Source organism: Bacillus sp. 03113, assembly GCF_006546985.1.
In the GTDB taxonomy this organism is placed as follows: Bacteria; Bacillota; Bacilli; order Bacillales; family Cytobacillaceae; genus VATK01.
Genome location: NZ_VATK01000031.1, coordinates 1 through 21,118 on the forward strand (window position 1 = coordinate 1; position 21,118 = coordinate 21,118).

Annotated in this window: 24 protein-coding genes and 2 pseudogenes; 9 read left to right on the plus strand and 17 right to left on the minus strand. The window is 35.1% G+C overall.

The window, feature by feature from the left end:
- Positions 1 to 377: 377 nt before the first annotated feature.
- On the plus strand, positions 378 to 848 hold the full coding sequence (locus FDO66_RS19905) for a hypothetical protein (protein WP_141434405.1): 471 nt from the start codon (positions 378 to 380) through the stop codon (positions 846 to 848).
- A 40-nt stretch (positions 849 to 888) separates the two neighbouring features.
- Here the strand turns inward: FDO66_RS19905 and FDO66_RS21040 are convergent, their stop codons facing one another.
- The 4 genes from FDO66_RS21040 to FDO66_RS19920 all read right to left on the minus strand — a co-directional run bounded on the left by FDO66_RS21040 (position 889) and on the right by FDO66_RS19920 (position 3,840).
- Entirely contained in the window at positions 889 to 1,083 is a 195-nt protein-coding gene (locus FDO66_RS21040) for a hypothetical protein (RefSeq protein WP_181444681.1), read from the minus strand.
- A 54-nt stretch (positions 1,084 to 1,137) separates the two neighbouring features.
- A complete protein-coding gene (locus tag FDO66_RS19910; RefSeq protein WP_141434406.1) occupies positions 1,138 to 1,671 on the minus strand; it encodes an aldo/keto reductase in 534 nt (177 codons plus the stop codon).
- A gap of 107 nt (positions 1,672 to 1,778) precedes the next feature.
- Positions 1,779 to 3,104 carry an RNA-guided endonuclease InsQ/TnpB family protein gene (locus FDO66_RS19915; protein ID WP_141434407.1) on the minus strand — a complete coding sequence of 442 codons (1,326 nt, stop codon included), beginning with the start codon at positions 3,102 to 3,104 and terminating at the stop codon, positions 1,779 to 1,781.
- 184 nt (positions 3,105 to 3,288) lie between these two features.
- A complete protein-coding gene (locus FDO66_RS19920) occupies positions 3,289 to 3,840 on the minus strand; it encodes an aldo/keto reductase (protein WP_141434408.1) in 552 nt (183 codons plus the stop codon).
- 197 nt (positions 3,841 to 4,037) lie between these two features.
- Here FDO66_RS19920 and sigZ point away from each other — a divergent pair, with 197 nt between their 5' ends.
- Entirely contained in the window at positions 4,038 to 4,568 is a 531-nt protein-coding gene (gene sigZ / locus FDO66_RS19925; RefSeq protein ID WP_141434409.1) for an RNA polymerase sigma factor SigZ, read from the plus strand.
- Positions 4,569 to 4,944: 376 nt separating this feature from the next.
- Here the strand turns inward: sigZ and FDO66_RS21045 are convergent, their stop codons facing one another.
- A complete protein-coding gene (locus tag FDO66_RS21045) occupies positions 4,945 to 5,235 on the minus strand; it encodes a metallophosphoesterase family protein (protein ID WP_181444682.1) in 291 nt (96 codons plus the stop codon).
- Between the two features lie 331 nt (positions 5,236 to 5,566).
- Here FDO66_RS21045 and FDO66_RS19930 point away from each other — a divergent pair, with 331 nt between their 5' ends.
- Together FDO66_RS19930 and FDO66_RS19935 are read left to right on the plus strand one after the other, a co-directional pair.
- Positions 5,567 to 6,106, plus strand: coding sequence for a CDP-alcohol phosphatidyltransferase family protein (locus FDO66_RS19930; protein ID WP_141434410.1), 540 nt, complete (start codon positions 5,567 to 5,569; stop codon positions 6,104 to 6,106).
- A 257-nt stretch (positions 6,107 to 6,363) separates the two neighbouring features.
- Positions 6,364 to 6,734 (plus strand): annotated as a pseudogene (locus FDO66_RS19935) (iron chaperone).
- Between the two features lie 228 nt (positions 6,735 to 6,962).
- On the opposite strand, the pseudogene FDO66_RS19940 reads toward FDO66_RS19935, so the two are convergent.
- From FDO66_RS19940 to FDO66_RS19955, 4 genes and pseudogenes are all read right to left on the minus strand, one after another.
- A pseudogene (locus FDO66_RS19940) lies at positions 6,963 to 7,105 on the minus strand (LysE family translocator); the annotation flags it as partial.
- Positions 7,106 to 7,266: 161 nt separating this feature from the next.
- Positions 7,267 to 8,016, minus strand: coding sequence for a C39 family peptidase (locus tag FDO66_RS19945; protein ID WP_258535808.1), 750 nt, complete (start codon positions 8,014 to 8,016; stop codon positions 7,267 to 7,269).
- Positions 8,017 to 8,302: 286 nt separating this feature from the next.
- Positions 8,303 to 9,316 (minus strand): sigma-E factor regulatory protein RseB domain-containing protein, encoded by a 1,014-nt coding sequence (locus tag FDO66_RS19950; protein WP_141434411.1) that lies wholly within the window; start codon positions 9,314 to 9,316, stop codon positions 8,303 to 8,305.
- Complete coding sequence (locus tag FDO66_RS19955) at positions 9,309 to 9,890, minus strand: sigma-70 family RNA polymerase sigma factor (RefSeq protein WP_141434412.1); 582 nt, start codon at positions 9,888 to 9,890, stop codon at positions 9,309 to 9,311. The genes FDO66_RS19950 and FDO66_RS19955 overlap by 8 nt, the downstream gene beginning before the upstream one ends.
- Positions 9,891 to 10,570: 680 nt before the next feature.
- Between FDO66_RS19955 and FDO66_RS19960 the strand changes: the two genes are divergently transcribed.
- A complete protein-coding gene (locus FDO66_RS19960) occupies positions 10,571 to 11,767 on the plus strand; it encodes a hypothetical protein (RefSeq protein ID WP_181444683.1) in 1,197 nt (398 codons plus the stop codon).
- A 57-nt stretch (positions 11,768 to 11,824) separates the two neighbouring features.
- Entirely contained in the window at positions 11,825 to 12,274 is a 450-nt protein-coding gene (locus FDO66_RS19965) for a hypothetical protein (protein ID WP_141434414.1), read from the plus strand.
- Between the two features lie 397 nt (positions 12,275 to 12,671).
- Here FDO66_RS19965 and FDO66_RS19970 read toward each other — a convergent pair whose 3' ends face one another.
- Both FDO66_RS19970 and FDO66_RS19975 read right to left on the minus strand, forming a co-directional pair.
- A complete protein-coding gene (locus FDO66_RS19970; protein ID WP_141434415.1) occupies positions 12,672 to 13,256 on the minus strand; it encodes a GNAT family N-acetyltransferase in 585 nt (194 codons plus the stop codon).
- Positions 13,257 to 13,386: 130 nt separating this feature from the next.
- The gene (locus tag FDO66_RS19975; protein WP_141434416.1) at positions 13,387 to 14,001 is read right to left on the minus strand and encodes an FMN-binding negative transcriptional regulator; all 615 of its coding nucleotides are present in this window, start codon (positions 13,999 to 14,001) and stop codon (positions 13,387 to 13,389) included.
- 128 nt (positions 14,002 to 14,129) lie between these two features.
- Here FDO66_RS19975 and pdxR point away from each other — a divergent pair, with 128 nt between their 5' ends.
- The gene (pdxR, locus tag FDO66_RS19980) at positions 14,130 to 15,548 is read left to right on the plus strand and encodes a MocR-like pyridoxine biosynthesis transcription factor PdxR (RefSeq protein ID WP_141434417.1); all 1,419 of its coding nucleotides are present in this window, start codon (positions 14,130 to 14,132) and stop codon (positions 15,546 to 15,548) included.
- Positions 15,549 to 15,660: 112 nt separating this feature from the next.
- On the opposite strand, the gene paiA is transcribed toward pdxR, so the two are convergent.
- Positions 15,661 to 16,179 (minus strand): spermidine/spermine N(1)-acetyltransferase, encoded by a 519-nt coding sequence (gene paiA / locus FDO66_RS19985; RefSeq protein ID WP_141434418.1) that lies wholly within the window; start codon positions 16,177 to 16,179, stop codon positions 15,661 to 15,663.
- A 78-nt stretch (positions 16,180 to 16,257) separates the two neighbouring features.
- A complete protein-coding gene (locus FDO66_RS19990) occupies positions 16,258 to 16,710 on the minus strand; it encodes a MarR family winged helix-turn-helix transcriptional regulator (protein WP_141434419.1) in 453 nt (150 codons plus the stop codon).
- 122 nt (positions 16,711 to 16,832) lie between these two features.
- Between FDO66_RS19990 and FDO66_RS19995 the strand changes: the two genes are divergently transcribed.
- Positions 16,833 to 17,264: a GNAT family N-acetyltransferase gene (locus tag FDO66_RS19995; RefSeq protein ID WP_141434420.1), complete on the plus strand. Its 432-nt coding sequence runs from the start codon at positions 16,833 to 16,835 to the stop codon at positions 17,262 to 17,264.
- Positions 17,261 to 17,899 (plus strand): YczE/YyaS/YitT family protein, encoded by a 639-nt coding sequence (locus FDO66_RS20000; protein WP_141434421.1) that lies wholly within the window; start codon positions 17,261 to 17,263, stop codon positions 17,897 to 17,899. The genes FDO66_RS19995 and FDO66_RS20000 overlap by 4 nt, the downstream gene beginning before the upstream one ends.
- A gap of 156 nt (positions 17,900 to 18,055) precedes the next feature.
- On the opposite strand, the gene FDO66_RS20005 is transcribed toward FDO66_RS20000, so the two are convergent.
- From FDO66_RS20005 to FDO66_RS20020, 4 genes are all read right to left on the minus strand, one after another.
- Positions 18,056 to 18,628: a thioredoxin family protein gene (locus FDO66_RS20005; protein ID WP_141434422.1), complete on the minus strand. Its 573-nt coding sequence runs from the start codon at positions 18,626 to 18,628 to the stop codon at positions 18,056 to 18,058.
- A gap of 116 nt (positions 18,629 to 18,744) precedes the next feature.
- Entirely contained in the window at positions 18,745 to 19,260 is a 516-nt protein-coding gene (locus tag FDO66_RS20010) for a DinB family protein (RefSeq protein WP_141434423.1), read from the minus strand.
- A 71-nt stretch (positions 19,261 to 19,331) separates the two neighbouring features.
- Positions 19,332 to 20,138 carry a TrmB family transcriptional regulator gene (locus FDO66_RS20015; protein ID WP_141434424.1) on the minus strand — a complete coding sequence of 269 codons (807 nt, stop codon included), beginning with the start codon at positions 20,136 to 20,138 and terminating at the stop codon, positions 19,332 to 19,334.
- Between the two features lie 359 nt (positions 20,139 to 20,497).
- On the minus strand, positions 20,498 to 21,019 hold the full coding sequence (locus tag FDO66_RS20020) for a GrpB family protein (RefSeq protein ID WP_141434425.1): 522 nt from the start codon (positions 21,017 to 21,019) through the stop codon (positions 20,498 to 20,500).
- Positions 21,020 to 21,118: the final 99 nt, after the last annotated feature.

Here is a 21,118-nt window from a genome sequence, read left to right on the forward strand (position 1 = left end):
GAGAGCAATCAACCCTCCACAACAAACCAACTGTTACGATTTGTTATGGTTTTATACCAGCTGTTGATAGCTCCTTCGTGTTTCATAATGGAAGATGATACCATAATCATATCAAAAGAGACATATGTTTCAAGATAAATATTGGAACCTTAATGCGCTAAAGAGCACATTGGTTCCGAAGCTCATCCCCCCTAATTGCTGGCTATGCCATTCATGAACTTAAAGAAGGGGACTTCTGTGCTAAGTTAATTAAATGAAATAAAAAGTAGCGAAAACATATAAACATTTTTTATGTGACATTTAATAATTCGATAACATTCGCAATGACAATATATTAATATCAAACGGTATAGAAAATATATGGAAGAGGTGTGATAATGAGGAAAATCAAAAAATTACTTTCGGTAGGAATTATTAGTTCTTTGCTGTTTTTGATCGGTTCAGATTTTTCATATGCTGAAAATGTGGCGAACGAAAAAACTGTTCTTATTGATGCTACGTTCCATACATGTGAAGAAGTTGTCACTTTAAAAGGAAGAGTACATTATGTTGAAAACTTAACTCCTGATCATGATGGGGGCTATCATGTATTGTTAAAATGGAACTACCTAAATGTTAAGGGAACTGGGGTAACCAGCGGAACACCTTATGTACTTACATCAAGGGATCAACTTGTTTTAAACATAAAAGCAGGAGAAACTGTGACCGCGACATTCAACAATCATGCAATCTCATTGGGAAAAGCTCCTGATTTTCTGGTTCATGGTACATATCATGTAACGATTGATGCTGAAGGAAATTTAAAAACAGAGGTCTCCCATTTAAAAGCCAGTTGTATCGAGCTTTAAATATATTTAACATAAGTTATGACTCTAATTCCACTTGCCACTAAACACTGATGTTCCGATCTAGCACGGATGCCATAAATAAACCAAATGCCGTTGAGATGGCAGTATGAAGCCCCATCAATGCAGCTTGTATTCCCAAACTAAATTCAATATTTATCCCAAAACACAACACATAAACTGGAAAAATACAACAATCCGTTGATTTATCAGGGATCGTTGTATTTTGGTTATCCATCTATTAAGTTATTAGAAAAGGTTACTATTAAAAATAATAATAATTATCATAATCTTACTGATCTGCTGGATGTTTTCTTACTATCGAATCATCATTTTCTAGAAAAGACCAGCCCGGATACTCTTCTGGTAATCGGCTGACTTCATCAAGCTGGTTTAATTCGTCTTCATTCAAAATGATACCGCTCGCCTCAAGGTTATTCTGTAGTTGATCTGGACGTTTGGCGCCAATGATCACACTGGTGACTGCTTTCTGGTTAAGCACCCAAGCTAGAGCAATACTGGAAATCGATGTTTCTCGCTCCACTGCTATTTCTTGCAGAACATCAATAATTGCATAGCTTTTTTCCTTATCGACCGGTGGAAAGGCAAACTTGCTATGTCGGTCATCGGCACTCCCTTGATCATTACGAGTATATTTGCCTGACAGAAATCCGCCGGCTAAAGGGCTACATATTAGCAGCCCCATATTTTGATCCTTAACAACTGGTATAACTTCCCGTTCAATCTCTCGTCCTGCCAATGAATAATAGGATTGACTGCTTGTGAACAACCAACCACTTAGCCTCGCTTGAAGTGGGGGCTTCAAAGGTCAACTGACCTTCTCTTTTATTGCTCATTCATCCACAGACCTAACGGTCCATGTCCAAAGCCTTGAATTCGCGGCGTTCCTACCGCTACTGAAATCGATACAAATTACGCTAACTTGCCCATTTCATATAACACGCGAATGCCGTACTGTTTTAAGTTGAGCGCAGCGTTATAATCTCTATCGACTTTTGTGCCACAATGGGCACATTTGTAAGTTCTTTCTGATAATTTGAGCTTGTCTTTTTTATACCCACATTCACTACATGTTTTACTGGATGGGAAATGCTTGTCTGCAACGATATAGTGCTTCCCTTTTTTATCAGCTTTGTATTGTAACATCCTCCGAAACAGACCAAATCCATTATCATGTAACTTCTTCCCTAATGCTAGGCATTGTGACAGGCTACTCAAATCCAAATCTTCTACCACAATGGCCTGATAATCATTGGTTATCTGATTACTTTTCTTGTGTAGAAAATCTCTTCTTTGATTTTTGGCTTTTGTCATAACTCTTTGATAGGAAACAACTTGTTTTTGATAATTTTGGCTGAATAGAACGTTTCCATTCTCATCCTGTTTAGCATGGTTTTTCTTTCGTGCCAACGATTTATTCATTTTTCGTTGTCTTTTTTCTATCAGTTTGTTGTATCGGCTATATTGAGCGATTTGTGCTTCGCTATCTACATACAAATCATGCTGGCTATAATCTAAACCAATCACTTTATCAGACTTGACTTGTTCTGCTGGTTTTACTTTTACAAAAGGAAAATCAACAGAAAGAGAGACCATATAAACCGTTCCTTCTCGCTTAATAGTAGCCTTCTTTATCACGCCATCTATTGGCATATCACGGTGTAAGACAATGGAAATTCCCTCTTGAAACTTAGGAACACACAAATAAAAATCTCCATTTTCTTGCGTCATTTTAATATTTCCGTTCGTTTGGTTTGTCGTATAACTAAACTTGCCATTTTTCCGGCTATGGAATTTCGGCATTCCTTTTATATCTCGAAGTGTAGGAACGTACCCTATCGTTCTCATTCTTTTATAGACAGATTTCTTATACTGCATGGGCTTCTTTCCGTAACTCTCATTATATTTCTTCATAGATGCCTGAAAACGAAGTTTTGCATCATTATAGACAAAGGCATCATTACTTCTGTCTAAATAATGATAGTTAGCGGTAATAGTCGTATAAGACGGAGTTTTATAACGAATAGGTCCACCTTCAAAACCAACCGCTTCTAAATAATCATACAAGCCAGCCACATACTCGTTATATACTTTTCGTTCACATCCAAACGCTCGTTCTAGCCGTTTTGCTTGTTCTTTTGTAGGGAAAATAGCATATCGAAACGCAAACGTCACCCAACCTTCAGGTAAAGCTTTTTTCGTTCCTTTAATATGTACACCTTCGTTTGTAGTTGCCATACGATATCCTCCTTTCCTAGTATTCTTATATCCTTTATTTTATCGTATCTATATTCAGTACACAAGCAAAAACAGAACATATATTCTCGTTTTGCTTGTATGTAGGCTAGCACCTACCTAAAATTCATCCCCCACCTACTCACTGAGCTACACCCTTCTCGTTCCTTGAGGAAGGAGACTTCTTTTAGGAAAATCTATTAAAAGTATGAAGGCCGTTTAGTTGGGAAACCCCTCTTGCTTTCATTATTTCCCATCCCCTCATATTGGATGAGCCAATATAACGTATTTTCCCGCTGCGGACAAGGTCATCTAATGCACGCATGGTCTCTTCCCAGTCTGTTATTTGATCGGGATTATGAATTTGATAAAGATCAATGTAGTCTGTACCGAGTCGTTTAAGACTTGCTTCAACTTGCCCGATGATATGCAGCCGCGATAATCCGATCTCATTAGGTCCGGGACCAGTACGTCCTCTCACCTTCGTTGCAATGATCGCTTGATGCCGTTTGGACTTCAAAACTTTTCCAAGAATCTCCTCGGACCGCCCATCTGCATATACGTTGGCAGTATCAAATAGATTAACACCAGCATCCAGCGCCTGATCGACGAGCCTGCCTGCTTCCTTTTCATCGAGTGAACCGAATATCCCCCATGTGTTTCCTCCGCCAAATGTCATCGTGCCAAGAGCGATTTCCGAAATAAGTACTCCTGTATTGCCAAGCAAATTGTATTTCATACTATTCTCTCCTCGTATTATTATTTTTTATATTCAAAAACACCCCTGGTACATCTTGAAAAGCGTTAAAATTGCATCATGGCTCCCCCTTTTTGTAAAATTTAATTATGCAAATTGTTCGATACACTATAGAAGACGCCGTTAAAATCTAATAGACGCAAAGTTTATAAAAAAATTGTCAAAGGAGCGAGCTTCCAATGGATATCCAATTAGTTTGGAACGAATATCAAGAGCCCGTAAAGCGGTTTGTTGCAAAAAGAACTGATAATCATGCTGATTGTGAAGATATCGTACAGAATGTGTTTATGAAGATAAATGGTCATATTTCTGATTTAAGGGATGAGAAAAAAATACAGCCCTGGATTTATCGGATTGCTAGGAATAGTATCGCGGATTACTACCGCAGAGGAAAAAAATCCGAGGAATTTACGGATCATCTTAAAATCAGCGATGAAAATGAAAAAGTGGACTATTCCAAAGAAGTTATTTCTTGCTTTAAGGATGGGATTCAGCAATTGCCTGAAAAATATAGAGAAGCTCTCGAACTTTCGGAGCTTAAAGGCATGTCTCAAAAACAATTAAGTCAGCATCTCGGCATCTCTTATTCAGGAACCAAATCAAGAGTGCAGCGAGGGCGGGAAATGCTAAAAAATAAACTACAGGGCTGCTGCCATATTGAATCAGACAAATATGGGAATATTTTGGATTTCTACGTTAAGGAAAGGTAAAACCGAATCTCTCTTATAACTTGGACTTTTAGAACCTCTCATCACTAAAGTGACGAGATTTCGTCGCTGAACACTCCAATGAGCGAAGATAAGCAGGCTATCTCCGTAGTTTTTGCGGTTCTTGCAAAATGGGGAAAAATTGTGGAAGATCAGCTTTACATTGATACCCAAGTCATTGAATCGGCAATATAAAAGGTCGGAAGCCCGATAAAATGACAGTATAGTAAGATCTTATATTTTAATACGCTATATTAGTAGTAATATAAGAAGTTAAATCAAGCATTTAAGATCTTCCACTCCTCAATGCTTTGGTCCCCAGTCAAGTCGATCATTTCGGATTGCAATCTCAGCTGCTTTTTCCCATTCATAGGCTACACTAAATTTGTTCAATTAACCAATGGTTCGAACCTTTTTCTATGATCGTATAATTGGCATATGGCGATCCTGATTCCATTTTATGAGGTATAGGTAACACATCTCTGTATGCAGGAAGACCTACACCGCCTGGGTTCACAACCATTTTTCCACTTGGTAAATATACGATTCTAGGAATATGACTATGCCCACTAACATTACACTTTGTTCGACATTTTGAAGAGTTTCCATTATTTCTGTTGAACTCTTTAATATGCCACCTTCTTCCGACATCTAAGTAGGTAAACTTCATCCGAATGGGGTTGCCATGGCACAAGTGTGGCTTTGAAATAAAGTTGCACCGTTTTGAAAAAAGTCGAATCGTTTATAAAAAAGTCGTACCGTTTTACCCCTTTGGATATGATTATCTAAAGGGGTGTTTTTATGTCCAAAAGAAGACGAACATCTGAGGTTGAAAAATGGATTAAGTAAGATAGAGTAGAGGTATAGGAATCGGTGCAGATGATAAGTTAGATTAATGACAGTACCATGCTTTAATATGTGGGATAGATTATCAGTCAAGGGGAGAGATAAAAGAAAATTGAAGAAGATGGTATAATTAATGTAAAAAGGATCGTTTAATTATGAGGGCATTACCGAATGTACTTTCCAGCCTGCGTATCGTGCTGTCATTTTTGCTGTTGGCAATATCGAGCCCTGAGGCGTTTAGCGTATTATATGTATTATGTGGTATTTCCGATATTGCCGATGGGTATATAGCACGTAAATTTGAGATAGAAACGAACTTAGGGGCAAAACTGGATAGTTTAGGTGATTTTGTATTTTGGGCTGTGGTCCTGGTTATTTTTTTCTTTCTTTCAGACATTTATGTAAGCAATACCGTTATATTTTTTGTTGCAGTGGTGGCATTAGTTAGGCTTTTCAACTTTATTATCACAAAAGCTAAATTCAGACAGTGGGGGATGTTACATACTTTGGGGAACAAAGCGGCGGGGTTTGCTTTATATGTAGCAATCCTTTTGAGTATTGCTTTCGCTCATATCCCATCGCCTTTAGTAGTTGGGGTTTTTTCCGTAGCCCTTGCTTCGGCAGCAGAAGAAACTGGCATATTGCTTACTTCTAGCGTGTATAAAGTCAATCAAAAAAGTATCTTTTTGCCTTGAACCATGTCTACAGGGGAAAAGGGGAAACCGTTTATAAAAAATGATGTACCGTTTTGAATAAAGTTATAGTGTTTCAACACTTTTGAAATATGAAACGAATTGTACCAAGAAATACTTGATTTATGCTTCAAGGCAATAGTATTTTATCTTCAATTAACAGGGGCAAGTGTCTTAGCGGTTCTGTGAGGAGTTTTAACTACGAATGGGTTTGAGGAACTTCTCTGAATGACATAATTTATATTTTAGGAGGGAACAACATGGAAGTTTTTGCAGAATATTTAGCGCATATTGATAACCCGCAACATCGGGACCGAACGGAAGAAGTTTTGGCTTGGGTAACTAAGAAATTTCCAAATTCAAGCCAAAAATTGCGTGGAATCAGCCTATGTTTACCGATTATGGCACATTTATTATTGGCTTTAGCGTAGCCAAACATCATTTGGCTGTTGCCCCTGAAAGGGCAGGGATTAATCATTTTTCTGATGAAATTGTGCAGGCTGGTTATGATCACACCAAGCAGTTGGTACGTATCCAGTGGAATAGTCCGGTTGATTTCTCATTACTTGAGAAAATGATCGAGTTTAATATTTTGGATAAGACAGACTGTTCAACTTTTTGGCGGAAATAAAAAAATCGGATTATTAAGGGTTCGGTTCAATTAATTTTAATCAAACTTTTTTATAAAAAGATATTTGTAAATAATATAAGTGATTCGTATTTTGATCGAACTTTTTTACAAAAGTGAAATTTACTTCTATTATAATATCAACGTTCGTAGCATGCTTTTGATCAAACTTTATTTCAAACCAACTACAAGAGGATATCATCTAGAATTATCTTAGCGGGATGCTGTTTCAAAACCAAGCATAACACCAAGAAGAGAAATGATTCCTGCCATACGTCCTTGCGTAATAGAACGGGAAATGAGATAGGTCCCGGAGAACAAACGATGCCAAGCGAAACAAATGTAAAGTCTATCAAAGTATTAAGACTGATCATTAGAAGCATTCCTCCTTCATGTTCGAAAATATAAACACTTAAGAACGAAGTTAACCAATCATAGAGAATAAAACATTCGATCTTCATAAGAAGCATCGCTTATCTATTCTGTCTGGATATATTCTAATAGCCACCCTTTGTCACTTAGCTAAAAGAAAAAATTAATAAAATGAAATAGACTGTTTCCCCATTTGCTCCCATCCTGCTATAAACTCTTCCTTTAGTACTTTCCTATTTTTAGAAACAGCTAACGGGTCATTAAAATAAATATATTGATCGTCATACCCTGTTACCAGAACTGCGTGCTCTTTAAATGTAATCTTTATATCACCGGTTCTAGTGTGCCAAGTTTCAAAATAAGATTCGGAAATTCGATTGAAATGAACATTATTGATCACTAAGACAGGCTTTTTATTGTTTAGCTGCTGATAAACAACATTAAAGCTTGAGCCTGTTAAATCCACCGCCCTGCCATTTAAATATTGATTTGCTAATTCTGTAATAGGTCCATGATAGACGGCCAGCCCTTTATTACGTCCTGTTATATCTCCTACAAAGCCATCATTCGGGTTCTGACCAAACGGCACCTTCTTTATTTTTGAGGCTAGAGTCATTTTATCAACATTCAGCCCAGCATACTGAAGCATCATTGCTAAGCTCGTTACTTCGCAGCCATTATATAATTCTGGCTTCTGGGCAATTAAAGGAGCTTCTAAAACGATAGACTGAGAACCTACTGGAGCCTCCTTATTTTCTGAAAGTATATCTTGCTTTTCCTGATTCTTAGGTGTAGTACCCTTTGATGTAACTAGTTTTACTGAATTGGAAGAGTCTTTCTGTTTGCCTGTTGAAAAGTACGCACTAAGCACAAGCAAAGATATACAAAATAATAATATTGCTATCTTTTTCACACCGAATCCTCCAGTTTAAAATTGTAAAGCATAATATTATAAATTCATATCGGAATAGTGAGATTTAAGAATATATGATCATTCCAAGTATTGCCACAACCTAAATGCTGCAAAAACAGGCATACTAACCTTGCTGGATTGTTGTTGCAAGATTAAGTGGCAATACTCGTATCAATTGTTTCTATTAAATTACTTACTACTAGTAAAGATATTAAGACATTAGCCTATAATTAAATAAATATGTGTGAACATCGCTTTTCACTTACTACAAACAACTATTATATATTTATTTTTCTAATGTATAGCCTTCAGGTATAGCAATAGAAAATTTGTTCTTATCTACAGATTCATTTAACTCTAATTCCTTTGTAATTAGGGAGTCTACCACTTCATTATCTGAATTATATAATTCCATTTTCAGTAGAATTCCCGTTTGCTTTTCAACCCAAAATCTAAAGGATGAAGCATTAAATTTCCAAGAATTATCTTTATTTAAGCTTCCCTTGATAATCATGACATTTTTATCAAGGAATGTTGAAGATTGATTCTCAATCTCCCAGTTTTCATGATCTTTCAAAAAAAATTCTGCCCATTCATATGGATGTAAAGAGCTAGCAGCAGACCCAAATGGATGCATACTATGGGATTCTTCTTTCATCTGTTTATAAGCATCATTTAAAGCAATCTTATCGTCTTTATTAAAAGGGAATGCAGCAGTTGACAAATGATACTTTTTACTATCATTATCAAGCTGCAAGGTTTTATCTCCATTAAAAACCGCTGTTATATTCGTTTCTTTTTTGCTCGAATCTTCATTTAAATCTTGATTTTTTATAGATAAATTGGTTTGTATATAAGAGCCGATTTCACCTTTATTCAAACTAACTTGATATTCAACCGTTTCTTTAATATGGTCATTTTCATGAGTGAATACCCCTTTAGCTGTCTTAAAATAATTGACTGTATTCAACATTAATAGTTGAGCTTCTTCCTTTGTTAATACTTCTTTTAATTGCTCTTCCGTATTATCTGTGTTCATCTCACTTTGAGCATTATGCCTGATTTGAGATGAATTTGGTTTCAAAATATAGTCCTTAGCAAATACGAATGAAGCAAAAATAAATCCAGATATCAAAGCCATACTAAGACCTCTAGGAATCCAATTGTTCACTCTTCTATACTTTTTATGATTAGATTTGATACTGTTAAAGACATATTCTTTATTTTTGTTTTCGAACTTTACATCACGTAACTCAGTAGAAATCATGCTTTTTCTTAATTCTTTTAATTGCTCATTCAAAATGATATTCCCCTTTCTCTATTTTTTCTTTTAGCATCGTTCTTGCTTTTCTTAATCGAGTTTTTATCGTATTCTCTTTTATATCCAATATCTGCTCAATCTCTTTTATTTTTAAGTTTTCAAAATAATGCAGCATGATAACTTCTCTATATTTTGCTGGTAAACCAAACACACTTTCAATTAGGGCATTCGATTTATCACTCTCGAAGTAAACTGATTCAGTTGAAGGTAAAGGCTCTTGAATAAATTTTTGAATGATATTCGTTGGCAATATGCGCTTAAAATAAGAGCTTCTAAAATAATCTTTACAACAGTTAATCGCAATTCTATATAACCAAGATTTAATTGTTGAATCACCTCGAAAAACCGAAGCATGTTGATAGCACTTTATAAAAGTGTTTTGCGCAATATCTTCAGCAGTTGATTTATCTCTTACATAACAATAAGCTAGCCTAATAATGTCTTCTCCATAGTTATCCATTAATTCATTCAACCAAATTTCTTCATTAGTAATAGGAAAATAATTATCCTTTCTTTCAGTAAAACTAGATGCATTGCTATAATTAGTAGCCATGACCAACCTCCCTTCTTTCTTTCTTTCTATAAATTTGACGTTACTAATAGATTTTTGGTTTTTAATTTTTGTAAATTTATTTATTACGGTTCAATTATTAATCGGTAATGATTAACCTTACTTTATCTTTTTTATTAGATGATGTTCGTGCTTATAAGACTTGGCTTCTTTATATCATACAAATGTTGATGGGTTTAAATAGAACCTCAAATATTAAACACTGATTTTTGAACAAGAGTTTGAATTATATTGTTCATACTAACTCCATCGTTTGTTTAACCTTCTTAATAAATAAGACTAAAAAAGCTTGTAGACTGCCCAGAATTAGACTTTGTCTACAAAACCTGCATTATTACCGTGACTGTATGAATTTTTATCAGATTTGGCAAGAATTTATTATTTATCGGAAAATTCCTAAATTATTCAAAAGGAAACTAGGCAAGGAAAAGCTTGGAATTATTTATAAGGAGTCCAGAAGATGAAGATATGGTTATATTAGAGATAGAAATTGACGGTTAAAAAGTTTAGTTATAAGAGTGAAAACATCTTTCAAGCCCTGACCAACCTGTAAATACTTTATAAAAAAGTGAATATTTTGTAAATATTGATATTTTCTGTCTTTTATTTGGTATTCTAAACTGGAAAAATATCATACAAGTTAATAGAAGGAGATGAATGAATTGTTTAAAAGCAGAAAAATCCTGATCTCATTACTTGTTACTTCCTTGCTGACAGTTCCTTTTTATGCTCAGGCTGCACAAAATGAACAACAAAATCCAACCGGGATGGTCACCACACACGCTGTTACCCTTGAAGATGCCTATAAAGCAACCGAAAATTTCATTTTATCCAAACCACATCTGCACCCTTTGGAAAGTGGAACACTCTTATTGAAAGAATATCTATATGATACCGATGAAACACTTATTGGATACTATTTTGAAGTTGAAGCTGGGGAAACGAAAGGATATTTTATAACATCAGCTATTGATACCATTGACCCTATCATGCAATACGGAATAGATGGCGATCTTTCAGAAACTTTAAGCAAAAAAGCTCCTGGCGAAAAGGCCTATTATTATGGAGCTTGGATATTCCAATTTGGTCAAAATGGAAAGGATGTAAAAGATAAGTTTGAAAAGGCTAAAACAAATACAGTCGAAAAAATAAAACAGGAGGGCAAATTAAGTACGAAAGAAACCGAAAAAATTGAAAAAGCAGAATTAAAGTCCATCAAAAAAGGAACTGAAAAAAGTCCTGGGTGGGAAGCTCTTCTAGAACCAAGGGATGCTGGGCTGGGCTATTCCATTGCAGCTACGGCTACGGTTAAGGTATTGGCTGTTGATCGAATTTACCAGCGTTCTTCAGGCATTAATAATCCAGGTTCAGCCTGCGGTGCAACAACTGGTGCAATGATCATGGATTATTATCATGATGTACTCGGCTACAGTGTCCGAGATAATGCATATTATGGCTCATGGGCAGCATTGGTGAATCACTTGTATAATGAAATGGGAAGTACTTGGATAGGAACTTCATTATCAATGTGGGCGAATGGGGCTCTTACACATGTACGCCATGCGAGTTCAAACTGGGAATCAAGTCAGTATTCTGATGCAGTAGGTAACAGTTCCAAGTTTATTGCTGCCATTGACAGCAACGACCCTGCAGCGCTCCGTTTTGACCGTTTTGATGCGGGCGGATCTGTTATTGAGTACCACTTTGTAGCAGGTATTGGATATGACAAAGATGGTAGCTATGCAGGCGATTTGCACATAGCGTATAAAGATCCAGATAACGGAAGTACAAATACCGGCACACATTGGCTCGATTGGACAGCTGATGACGATGATTTTGGCTTTGCTTTCCTGTACTAAACCTTTATCCAAATGAGCCGTAGCGGAAAGCCATTTAAATAGGGGGAGGAGAACAACATGAAGTTTATGTCCAAGCGTGTAGTGTTATGGCTGCTTATGAGTATCGTTTTCCTGTATTTAGTGGCCTTATTTACCACCAGTCCAGAGGTTACATCAGGCAATGGCAACTTAGGCCTTGTTTTTGTTTTTCCTGCAGTCATCATTTTTTTGCTATTCGCTAAGAGTATATGGAGAAGCCTAGGAATCCTTAAATTGCAGCCGGGTACCTGGAAGATTGTAAGCCTTGGATCCCTATTTATTCTACTGTTTTGTTGTTTCCTAGAATATCAGTATACGTTGAATTTGATCGATCAATTAGGTGGAACTCCCGCACAAGAGTCCTCAAGAATCTACCGTTATCCATGGCTTAATCAATATACAAATACCTTATTCATCAACGGTTATACCTTTCTTATTTTAAATTCGGGTGTCGTATTCCTTTATTCTATATTAAAGAAGGAATCATAAGAATAGTAAGATAAGGACTGACAATCATCTTTCCTTAATACGTAATTTAAAAAACTTATTAGGCACAACCTTTTTAAAAGGAGATTGTGCCTATTTAGTACAACTCACACCTGATTGAGGATAATAAGAATTCAATAACTAATAAATTTGAATATATCGTTTTATAGGTAAGTCCAAAACAATTTTTTATTGGGATAATAAAAAACAATTGTAATATCAATTTATATTATTTGCTCCCATATATAAATATGTTTTTATCCATACTCCAGAATATACTTGTCTAATAACCTCTTAAATTACTTTTGAATGTATTAAGTTTTATTCTGCTAACCTTTACTTAGCATACATTTTTTCAAAGAAGACCCTTTTTATAATAATTATGGCTGATTTAAATTATCTAGCTTTTCAAGAAATTTTCTAGCCTCGTTTTTACAGAGGGCCACTCTTGCAGAATTATGCTGTAATAAACGGAGTCACGGATATAGCCATCAGCTAAAATACGGTGATTTCGAAAAATTCCTTCTTTAACTGCACCCAGTCTTTCGATAGCCCTTTGAGAACGAGTATTTCTGGAATCTGTTTTAAATTCCACACGTATTGTGGATAAGGCTTCAAAACAATAACTCAACAGCAAGTATTTACATTCGGTGTTTATACGAGTACGCCAAACACTTGGATTGTACCAAGTCCAGCCGATTTCAAGACTGCGATTCAATTTTGAAATATTAAGAAATCGGCTGCTGCCTACAATCTTTTCCGTTTCTTGGTCTATTATAATATAGGGGAATTCTAATCCTTGATCCCTAGCAGAAAGAGCATCGTCTACAAGACGCTTTACATCATCAATCGTTTCAACCTTCATCGGCATATATGCCCATATCTGATCATTCATGCCTGCTTCAAACAATCCTTCGATATGATCTATATGCATTGGCACAAGTTTAACACGCTGTCCTTTTAACTCAGTTAATTCGATATCCAAAATTCCCCACCACTTTCCTTGTACTTATTTGAAAAATTCATCACACTTTTCGGTTTTATGAAAACTTGCAATTTCCTTAAAAAATCTATTTAACTACCACTTTGTTCATAAAAGAGTTCATTTAGCACAATTAAGACTTTTTTCTAAGGTTTTCTTTCATACAAGATGCAATTTTCCGAGCATCCTCACTTGCAGATTGTTCTAATTTCTGAATGACTCGTTCTTGTCGATCAATTGGGTGGTTTTGACTCAACTTTGCCTTCCCTTCTATTTTTTCAATTCTAATTTTGAATCCTACAATTCCTTTCGTCATCCCTTCTATAAAACTAGAGTCTATTTGGTCTAATTTATATGAACTGTTTGGCTCTTCATATTTCAATACCATATCGCGCAAGGTATTCATTAATTCATCAGCTTCTATCATCTCAACCTGTCCATATACATGAACAGATACATAATTCCATGTTGGTACTGCTTTATTTGTCTCGTACCAAGAGGGCGAGATATAGCAGTGGGGACCATGAAAGATAGCTAGTACATTTTGGTCTTTTATATCCTTCCATTGAGGATTAGGACGTGCAAAATGCCCATATAAACATTTTTTATCTTTATCCAGTATCAAAGGCAGGTGAGTTGCAAATGGAAGTCCATTATGTTGAGAAAACAATGTCGCAAAACTATTTTTTTCAATTATGTCGTATTGAATTTCTTCGTTTTCAATTTGGAAGTGAGATGGAATGTACATAGGGTTTTATCCTCCAGTTGTTTTTTTCAGAACTTATTGTATCCTTAGTATAGAGAAAATTCTGGCATCACATAAAGTGCCAGTTTACTTATTTTTAATAGAGCCAGATTACATGGAAGGTGAACATCATGCTAGAAATAACCCCTGCATTACATAGTAGTAGAAAAGAGCCACTATACATACAATTGTATGAATATATTAGAAATGAAATACAAAGTGGAAAAATACCACATCTAAGCAAATTGCCCTCCCAAAGAAAATTAGCGGAACACTTAAAGGTGAGTCGCAATACAGTCGATGCTGCTTACCAACAGCTTCTAGCTGAAGGATATATTCAAAGCAAAGCAAGAAAAGGATTATTTGTTGTGGAGCTAAATAACGAACTTTTTTTAAGGAGTAATAAGAATGCATTAATGATTGAGAGTCGCAGCACGGACAACAAACAACTGCCCACTATTCAATATGATTTTAAACACGGGGATATAGATTTAACCCATTTTCCATACGAAGTATGGCGTAAATTAACCATGCAAAGTCTTTATTCTGATCACAGCCATCTCTTTTTGTACGGTGATCCTCAAGGAGAAATTTCATTACGGAAACTTATTGCGGAGTACCTTTACCAATCAAGAGGCGCCCAATGTTCAGCGGAGCAAATTGTCATCGGGGCAGGAACACAGTATTTAATTAGTTTGCTATGCTGCATGATAGGCAGACAATTATCCTATGGTTTAGAAGAACCCGGCTTTCATCGAATACGATTTGTACTTAAGGATTATGGGGCAGAAATTAAGCCTATCCCCCTTGATGAAAAAGGAATGAGTATTGCTGAATTAAGAAAAAGTGGAGCGAAAGTGGCTTATGTAACTCCGTCTCATCAATTTCCTTTAGGAACCGTTATGCCTATTTCCAGGCGAATGGAATTGATTGAATGGGCGAGACAAGAGAATGGGTTTATTATCGAAGATGATTATGATGGTGAATTTAGATATCAAGGGAAACCGATCCCTTCCCTTCAAGGTCTTGATAACCATGGGAATGTGATCTACATGGGTACTTTTTCAAAATCTCTCATCCCCTCAATACGTTTGAGTTATTTGGTATTGCCTCCATCATTATTAGCGCTCTATAAGGAGAAATTTTCAGTTTATAAACAAACAGTTTCTAGACTTCATCAGCATACACTCAAGCTCTTTATGGAAAACGGACATTGGGAAAGACATATAAATAGAATCAGGAATATATACAAAAAAAGGCACGCGGTTTTACTAACAGCCATTAAAAATATAATGGGAGAACAAGTGCATGTGATCGGCGCTGAAACTGGCTTGCATGTCCTATTGAAACCAAATAATAATATGTCTGAGGTGGAGCTTATTGAATCTGCCAGGAAACAGGGGGTTCAAGTATATCCAGTATCAATCTACTATGAAGATCCACCTGTTGCCCAAAAGTCAATGGTTCTTCTTGGCTTTGCTGGATTAGATGAAAACGAAATTTATGAGGGAATTACTTTACTTCATCGTGCTTGGTTTTATAAAGAATGATTGTCTTAATGTCCGCAAAGAATCGTCAAGGGTATGGATTTGAAAGTTCAATAGAACAATAATCGAACAAAGCCGATTCTTCCTTCCTTAGCATAGGAAAAATCGGCTTGTTTTATATAAGTGTTTTCGTCATAACAAAATCAGTTTGTTTTTCATCTCCCATGTAAAAGAAATGGGCTCCACTCTTAACAAAACCCATTCTTTTATAAAATCTGATTGCACCCTCATTTTTTTCCCATACACCTAACCAAACTTTCTTTTTATTCTGTTCCTTTGCTATTTCTAAGCCTTTGTTTATAAGATGTTGCCCGAGTCCTTGCCCTTGAAATTTACTGCGGATATAAATCCTCTCAATTTCTAGTGCCTCACGATCAATATTGTCTGATTGAGCTTCATTCATATTAACCTTTAAATAGCCAGCAAGTTCTTCATTAGAATAGATAAAAAAGAAAGACGAAAAAACATTAGATAATTCTTTTTCTAATTGCTCTAAATTGAACGATCTTTCCAAATACGTTTGCATATTTTCGGGCGTATTTAAATCACAAAATGCATCATTAAATGTTTCGTAACTTATTTCTTGAAGTATATGTATATCTTCAAGCGAGCACTTTTTCATCATTATTGTCATTTTAATAGATCTCTCCTTAATAATTTTGATTATTAAATTTCCACTTATAAATTACGTTTAAATATATCTATTAGTTTTTCAGTAATCTCTCTTGTTTCCCTTTTTTACAAATTCCCAATCTACCTCTATATTTTTTCTAACTCTTTGAAGAAGATTAAAAATGGTTTCTATTTCTTCTGAGGAAAATCCAGATAATGCGACCATATCAGAATATTCTCCTTCTCTTCTTAATACGGGATAAACTTTTTTCCCTTTCTCTGTTGGAAATAGTTTTTTAATTTTTTTGTTATGATTATCACTTTTCCTTTCAATAAAACCTTGAATTTCAAGCTTTTTTATTGCACGAGCTGCTGTAGTACGGTCAACCTTTATCATTTCTGCTACCTTTTCTTGAATGATTCCTGGATTTTCACATATTCGCACTAGATACAAATACTGTCCTTTTGTAAGGTCAAATTCTTTAAATTCTATATTGCTTATAGAATCTAATGCCCTAGCAATCATTCCAATTTCACGTAGAATTTCCTTCATTTATAAAACTCCTTAACGAATTTTGTTGCATTTGCAACAAAAATAATTTAACTTAATTATAAGACTATAAAATATTTTTTACTAGTCTAGTTTTAAATAAATTTAAAAAAGGACTGAAAAAAATGGATTCAAAAAAAATAACTAATGATACTGATTTAAAAATAGCTTTTCATATTAGAAAAGAAGTATTCATTGATGAACAAGGTGTACCATTGGAAGATGAGTTTGATGAATTCGACACCATTAATGAGCTTTCTGAACACATTTTGGTATATTATAACGAGGAACCTGTTGGAACTGGGCGAGTAAGATGGGTTGATGGATTAGCGAAATTGGAGAGAATCTGTATTTTAAAACGTTATCGAAAATTTGGTCTTGGAAAAGTAATAATTAATGTGTTAGAAGAAATCGCAAAAGAAAATGGAGCTTCCCAGGTTAAATTACACGGGCAAACACATGCTGAAGGTTTCTATAAAAAGCTTGGCTATCAAACTTCATCAAGTATATTTATGGAAGATGGAATTCCACATATTTTAATGATTAAAGAATTATGAAAAGGTTGAGTAAAACGAAATATATTTTTTATGGATTAGGAATTTTGATATTAACCCTTGGTATTTCTTTCACAATAAAATCAGACCTTGGAACGTCACCTTTTGATGCACTTTTGGTCGGGCTATCCTTAAAAGTTGGGCTTACGATAGGAAGTTGGGAAATCATTATTGCCTTATTACTAATATTTTGTAATTCTATTTTAAAAAGACAAAGACCAGAATTTTTGGGTTTGCTAACAGCCCTCATAACGGGTCTAGGTATTGATGTTTGGCTTTTTTTATTGCAGCATTTGGTACAACCAGAAATGTGGCTCAGTAAACTTCTTTGTTTTATGGCAGGTCTAATCATTACAGGGCTAGGAACTGCTATCTATTTACATACAAATTTTGCACCAATTCCTATTGACCGTTTAATGTTAATTATTCGAGATTTAACTAAAATGAATATCCTGTTTTCAAGAACATTCATTTATCTTCTCTTCCTGACATTGGCATTCATTTTCAAAGGACCCATTGGCATTGGGACTCTATTAACCGTTTTTTTAGGAGGTCCGATTCTAAATTACTTTATGCCATTTATTGAAAAGATATTGAACAACTTCACACTAAAAAAATCTAATACATTATACAAATAAAAACCATTCTCGTTAGATGTTGCTTTAAATAAATTTGGAGTAAATTAATAGCAATAGCCTTGAAAAACGAGAAAAGAAGAAAGCTTGTTTTGAGAAAATATTGATCAAAACAAGCTTAATGTATTCAATTGAATCATTCTTTTTTAAAAAGTTTGATTAACACTCACTCAGTTTTTTCTGTTTCAATTTTCCTACCACGCTATTTATGACACTTTCCCAAACAGACGGATCACTTACAAGTTTGCTCCGAAAGGCTGCATACATTTCCTTCTGTTTTTGTTCAAAGACATTGCTATCTCGTAATGGCAAACGATTTCGAAGGTCGCTTATGATCGTTTCTACCTCAGAAGAACGCGGTCCCCATACTGTTTGTTCATCACCCTCATCATTAATGAAAATAAAAATAGGAATCGATCGTGATGTACCGTTTGTAAGGTATTGGTCCATCAGCTCTAGGTTTTCATCTCGAATGAGGAAGCGGGAATCATACTCCGTAATTTCAAACATTCTCTGTAAAATCGGAACACATAGCATTGCATCAGTACACCAGTCTGCTGTAAGGACAATCACACGGCATTTATTATTTATCAACCTCTGCAAAAAAGAAACCACATGATCTGAAAAAGTTACATTATTGTATATGTACTGAAACTCGTCTCGATTTACCTTCATATTTTCTACATATTCGTTAAAATGCATACCCTTTTGATGCCAATCTAATAGTTTCATTTAGATTCTCCGCTCCTTTTATCTCTATAATAGTAGTACAGTAAGTTGATATGTGATTAAATTCTTTCCCTTACTAGCCTATGAAATGTCTTCTAGTACATTATTCGTATATATAATTAAAATAAGTACTTCTCTTTAATTACCTTGACATGATGTAGTTCATGCCCAGCTATAATGTAGCCTAAAGCGCGTGCAGAAATTACGTTATTATCAATATAACCTTGCTTTATCCAAGCATCTTCATTAACTCCTCGAATAGTGGCGAGTGTGGAGCAGCGAATCGTTTTATAATCATCGATCAGTTCAGACGGTTTATAAGTATGATAGTTAGACGCTTTAATATAATCATCTTGTTCGTAACCGGGAAGAGAGGTAGTATCTCCTCTGGAAATACGGAACAGACGGTAATTCATAATGATTTCGTTATCCAGGATGTGACCAATCACTTCTTTTAAACTCCATTTATCCGCGGCATAACGGTATGTCCACTTTTCTTCAGGCACATCCAAGAGCATTTCTGATAGTTGTTCTGATTGTTTTGTAAGCAGACTAATCAAATTCCCTTCGGGTACAAGTGTTATATAGGGATGGTACATAGATGGATATTCATTATTTAAGGGTTTTACTGGCATTTAAATCCTCCTCTAAAATTATGTTCTACTGTCAGCCTTTGCTAAAAAAGAATTTTCACTTTTAAAAACAATTAACGATTATGAATAAGGAAGGAAAGGATTTCATTGCTATCACACATTTGATTGAATTTTTCTTCACCAACGATATCTACTAAATATTTGCCCCAAATGTCATGTTTGATATACTCTTTAGCAAGTAGGACAATGCTTGGAGTAGTCGCCCATATGCCTACAGAATCCTCTTTCTCTCCCATCTCGCCTAAAACAACCTCTTTGGAGTCACTTATGACAACATTTAGTCGTTTTCCAAGTCTATTTTTTGATGTATATCCGCAGGATTCAAGATTTATTATACCTGTACAGCCGACATCAAACTCACCGAATATTCCGATTATAATTTTAACACCTCTACTTTCTGCAAGAATAATATGTTCTTTTAATTTGGCAGCATCTTCCGGCCATAATGAAAGTAATAGAAGGTTCGAGGCATTATTAATTACGTGTATCATTTTTTCCATTACTATTTTGAATCCAGTAAGGTTCCATGTAATATCTATATCAGGTATTGGCTGAACCTGTTTTAATTCAACTTCTAAATCTTCAATTTTTGTAACAAATTCCTTTTTGATTGTTTTTAATATAGTTTCGGGATCAATGGCTGAATAATAAACTGGCTCAGAAGTACTGCTGATTACTGCTCCTTTGTTTATTAAGTTTGTAAGAGTTTCGTAGATCTTTGAAGTTGGAACTTTAGCAATTTTGCTCACCTCATATCCAATGGCCGGCTGTTTTTGGAGTAAGGCATAATAAGCTTTTGCCTCATAAGAAGAAAATCCAAGCTCAGTTAATTTGAATATAATATCGTTCGTGATTTCCACCTCCTTATTAAAATATAACTATATACTACTCTGTTAGTAAGAATGGATCAATAACTACCACAGTCAGGTAGAATGAAAAATTCCACCTAGATTTTGCACTATAAATAGAAAGATTCGACCGAATCGATCGAATCACTGGCCAGTAGGCGGCTTTCTGGCGTTAGACATGTGAGCGGATATCGGGAAACACAGCTTGATTACGCTATAATAAAATTCACTAACATGAATGAAGTGAAAGCTAAAAAATCACAGAAATTTCGTTAAGTAGAAGTGACGAGTACATAAAATGATGATTAAACCATAAACCAGCTTCCAATCATGAGAGAAACTTACGAAAAATTAAAATTATCCTATAACAATTATAATTTCCGCTGACTGACTGCAAACCAAAGGAGTGCTTGCTGTTCCATTTCCTTCACGAATACTTTTTTTGCTGGACTATATTCACTTGTGTGATCGAAACGTTGAACCAACTCTTCTTTAAAGTGATTGTACTTAGCTACTTCTTCTGGATGGGACCGAAGATAATCTCGAAATATTAAGTGCCGTTCAATTTGAGGGTTATCAATTTGATAAAAATGAATATGATGAGTTCTGTTTTCCCCACCTTTTCGAAACAATCTTCTACCTGTAATGCCCCATTCCCCCGCAGCATCGTATCCAAGAGAATCCATTTTGTAGTTGAATAAATCAACCATCTCTATGTCTTTAACGATACACATCATGTCGATTACAGGCTTTGCCTTCATCCCTTGAATTGACGTACTCCCAAAATGTTCAAATCGAATTATCTCGTCACCAAATATTGTTTTTAAAAATTGAGCTTCTATTTGAAACATTCGAGACCAATCCTCACTAAAATCCGTAAGTCGGACTTTCATGTTTATACCCCCTTCATGAAGCTCGTATTGTCAAAACTTTATATAGAAATAGGTTATTAAATCCTTTAATAGAGAGCTTTATAAGCAAAAAAATTGCCA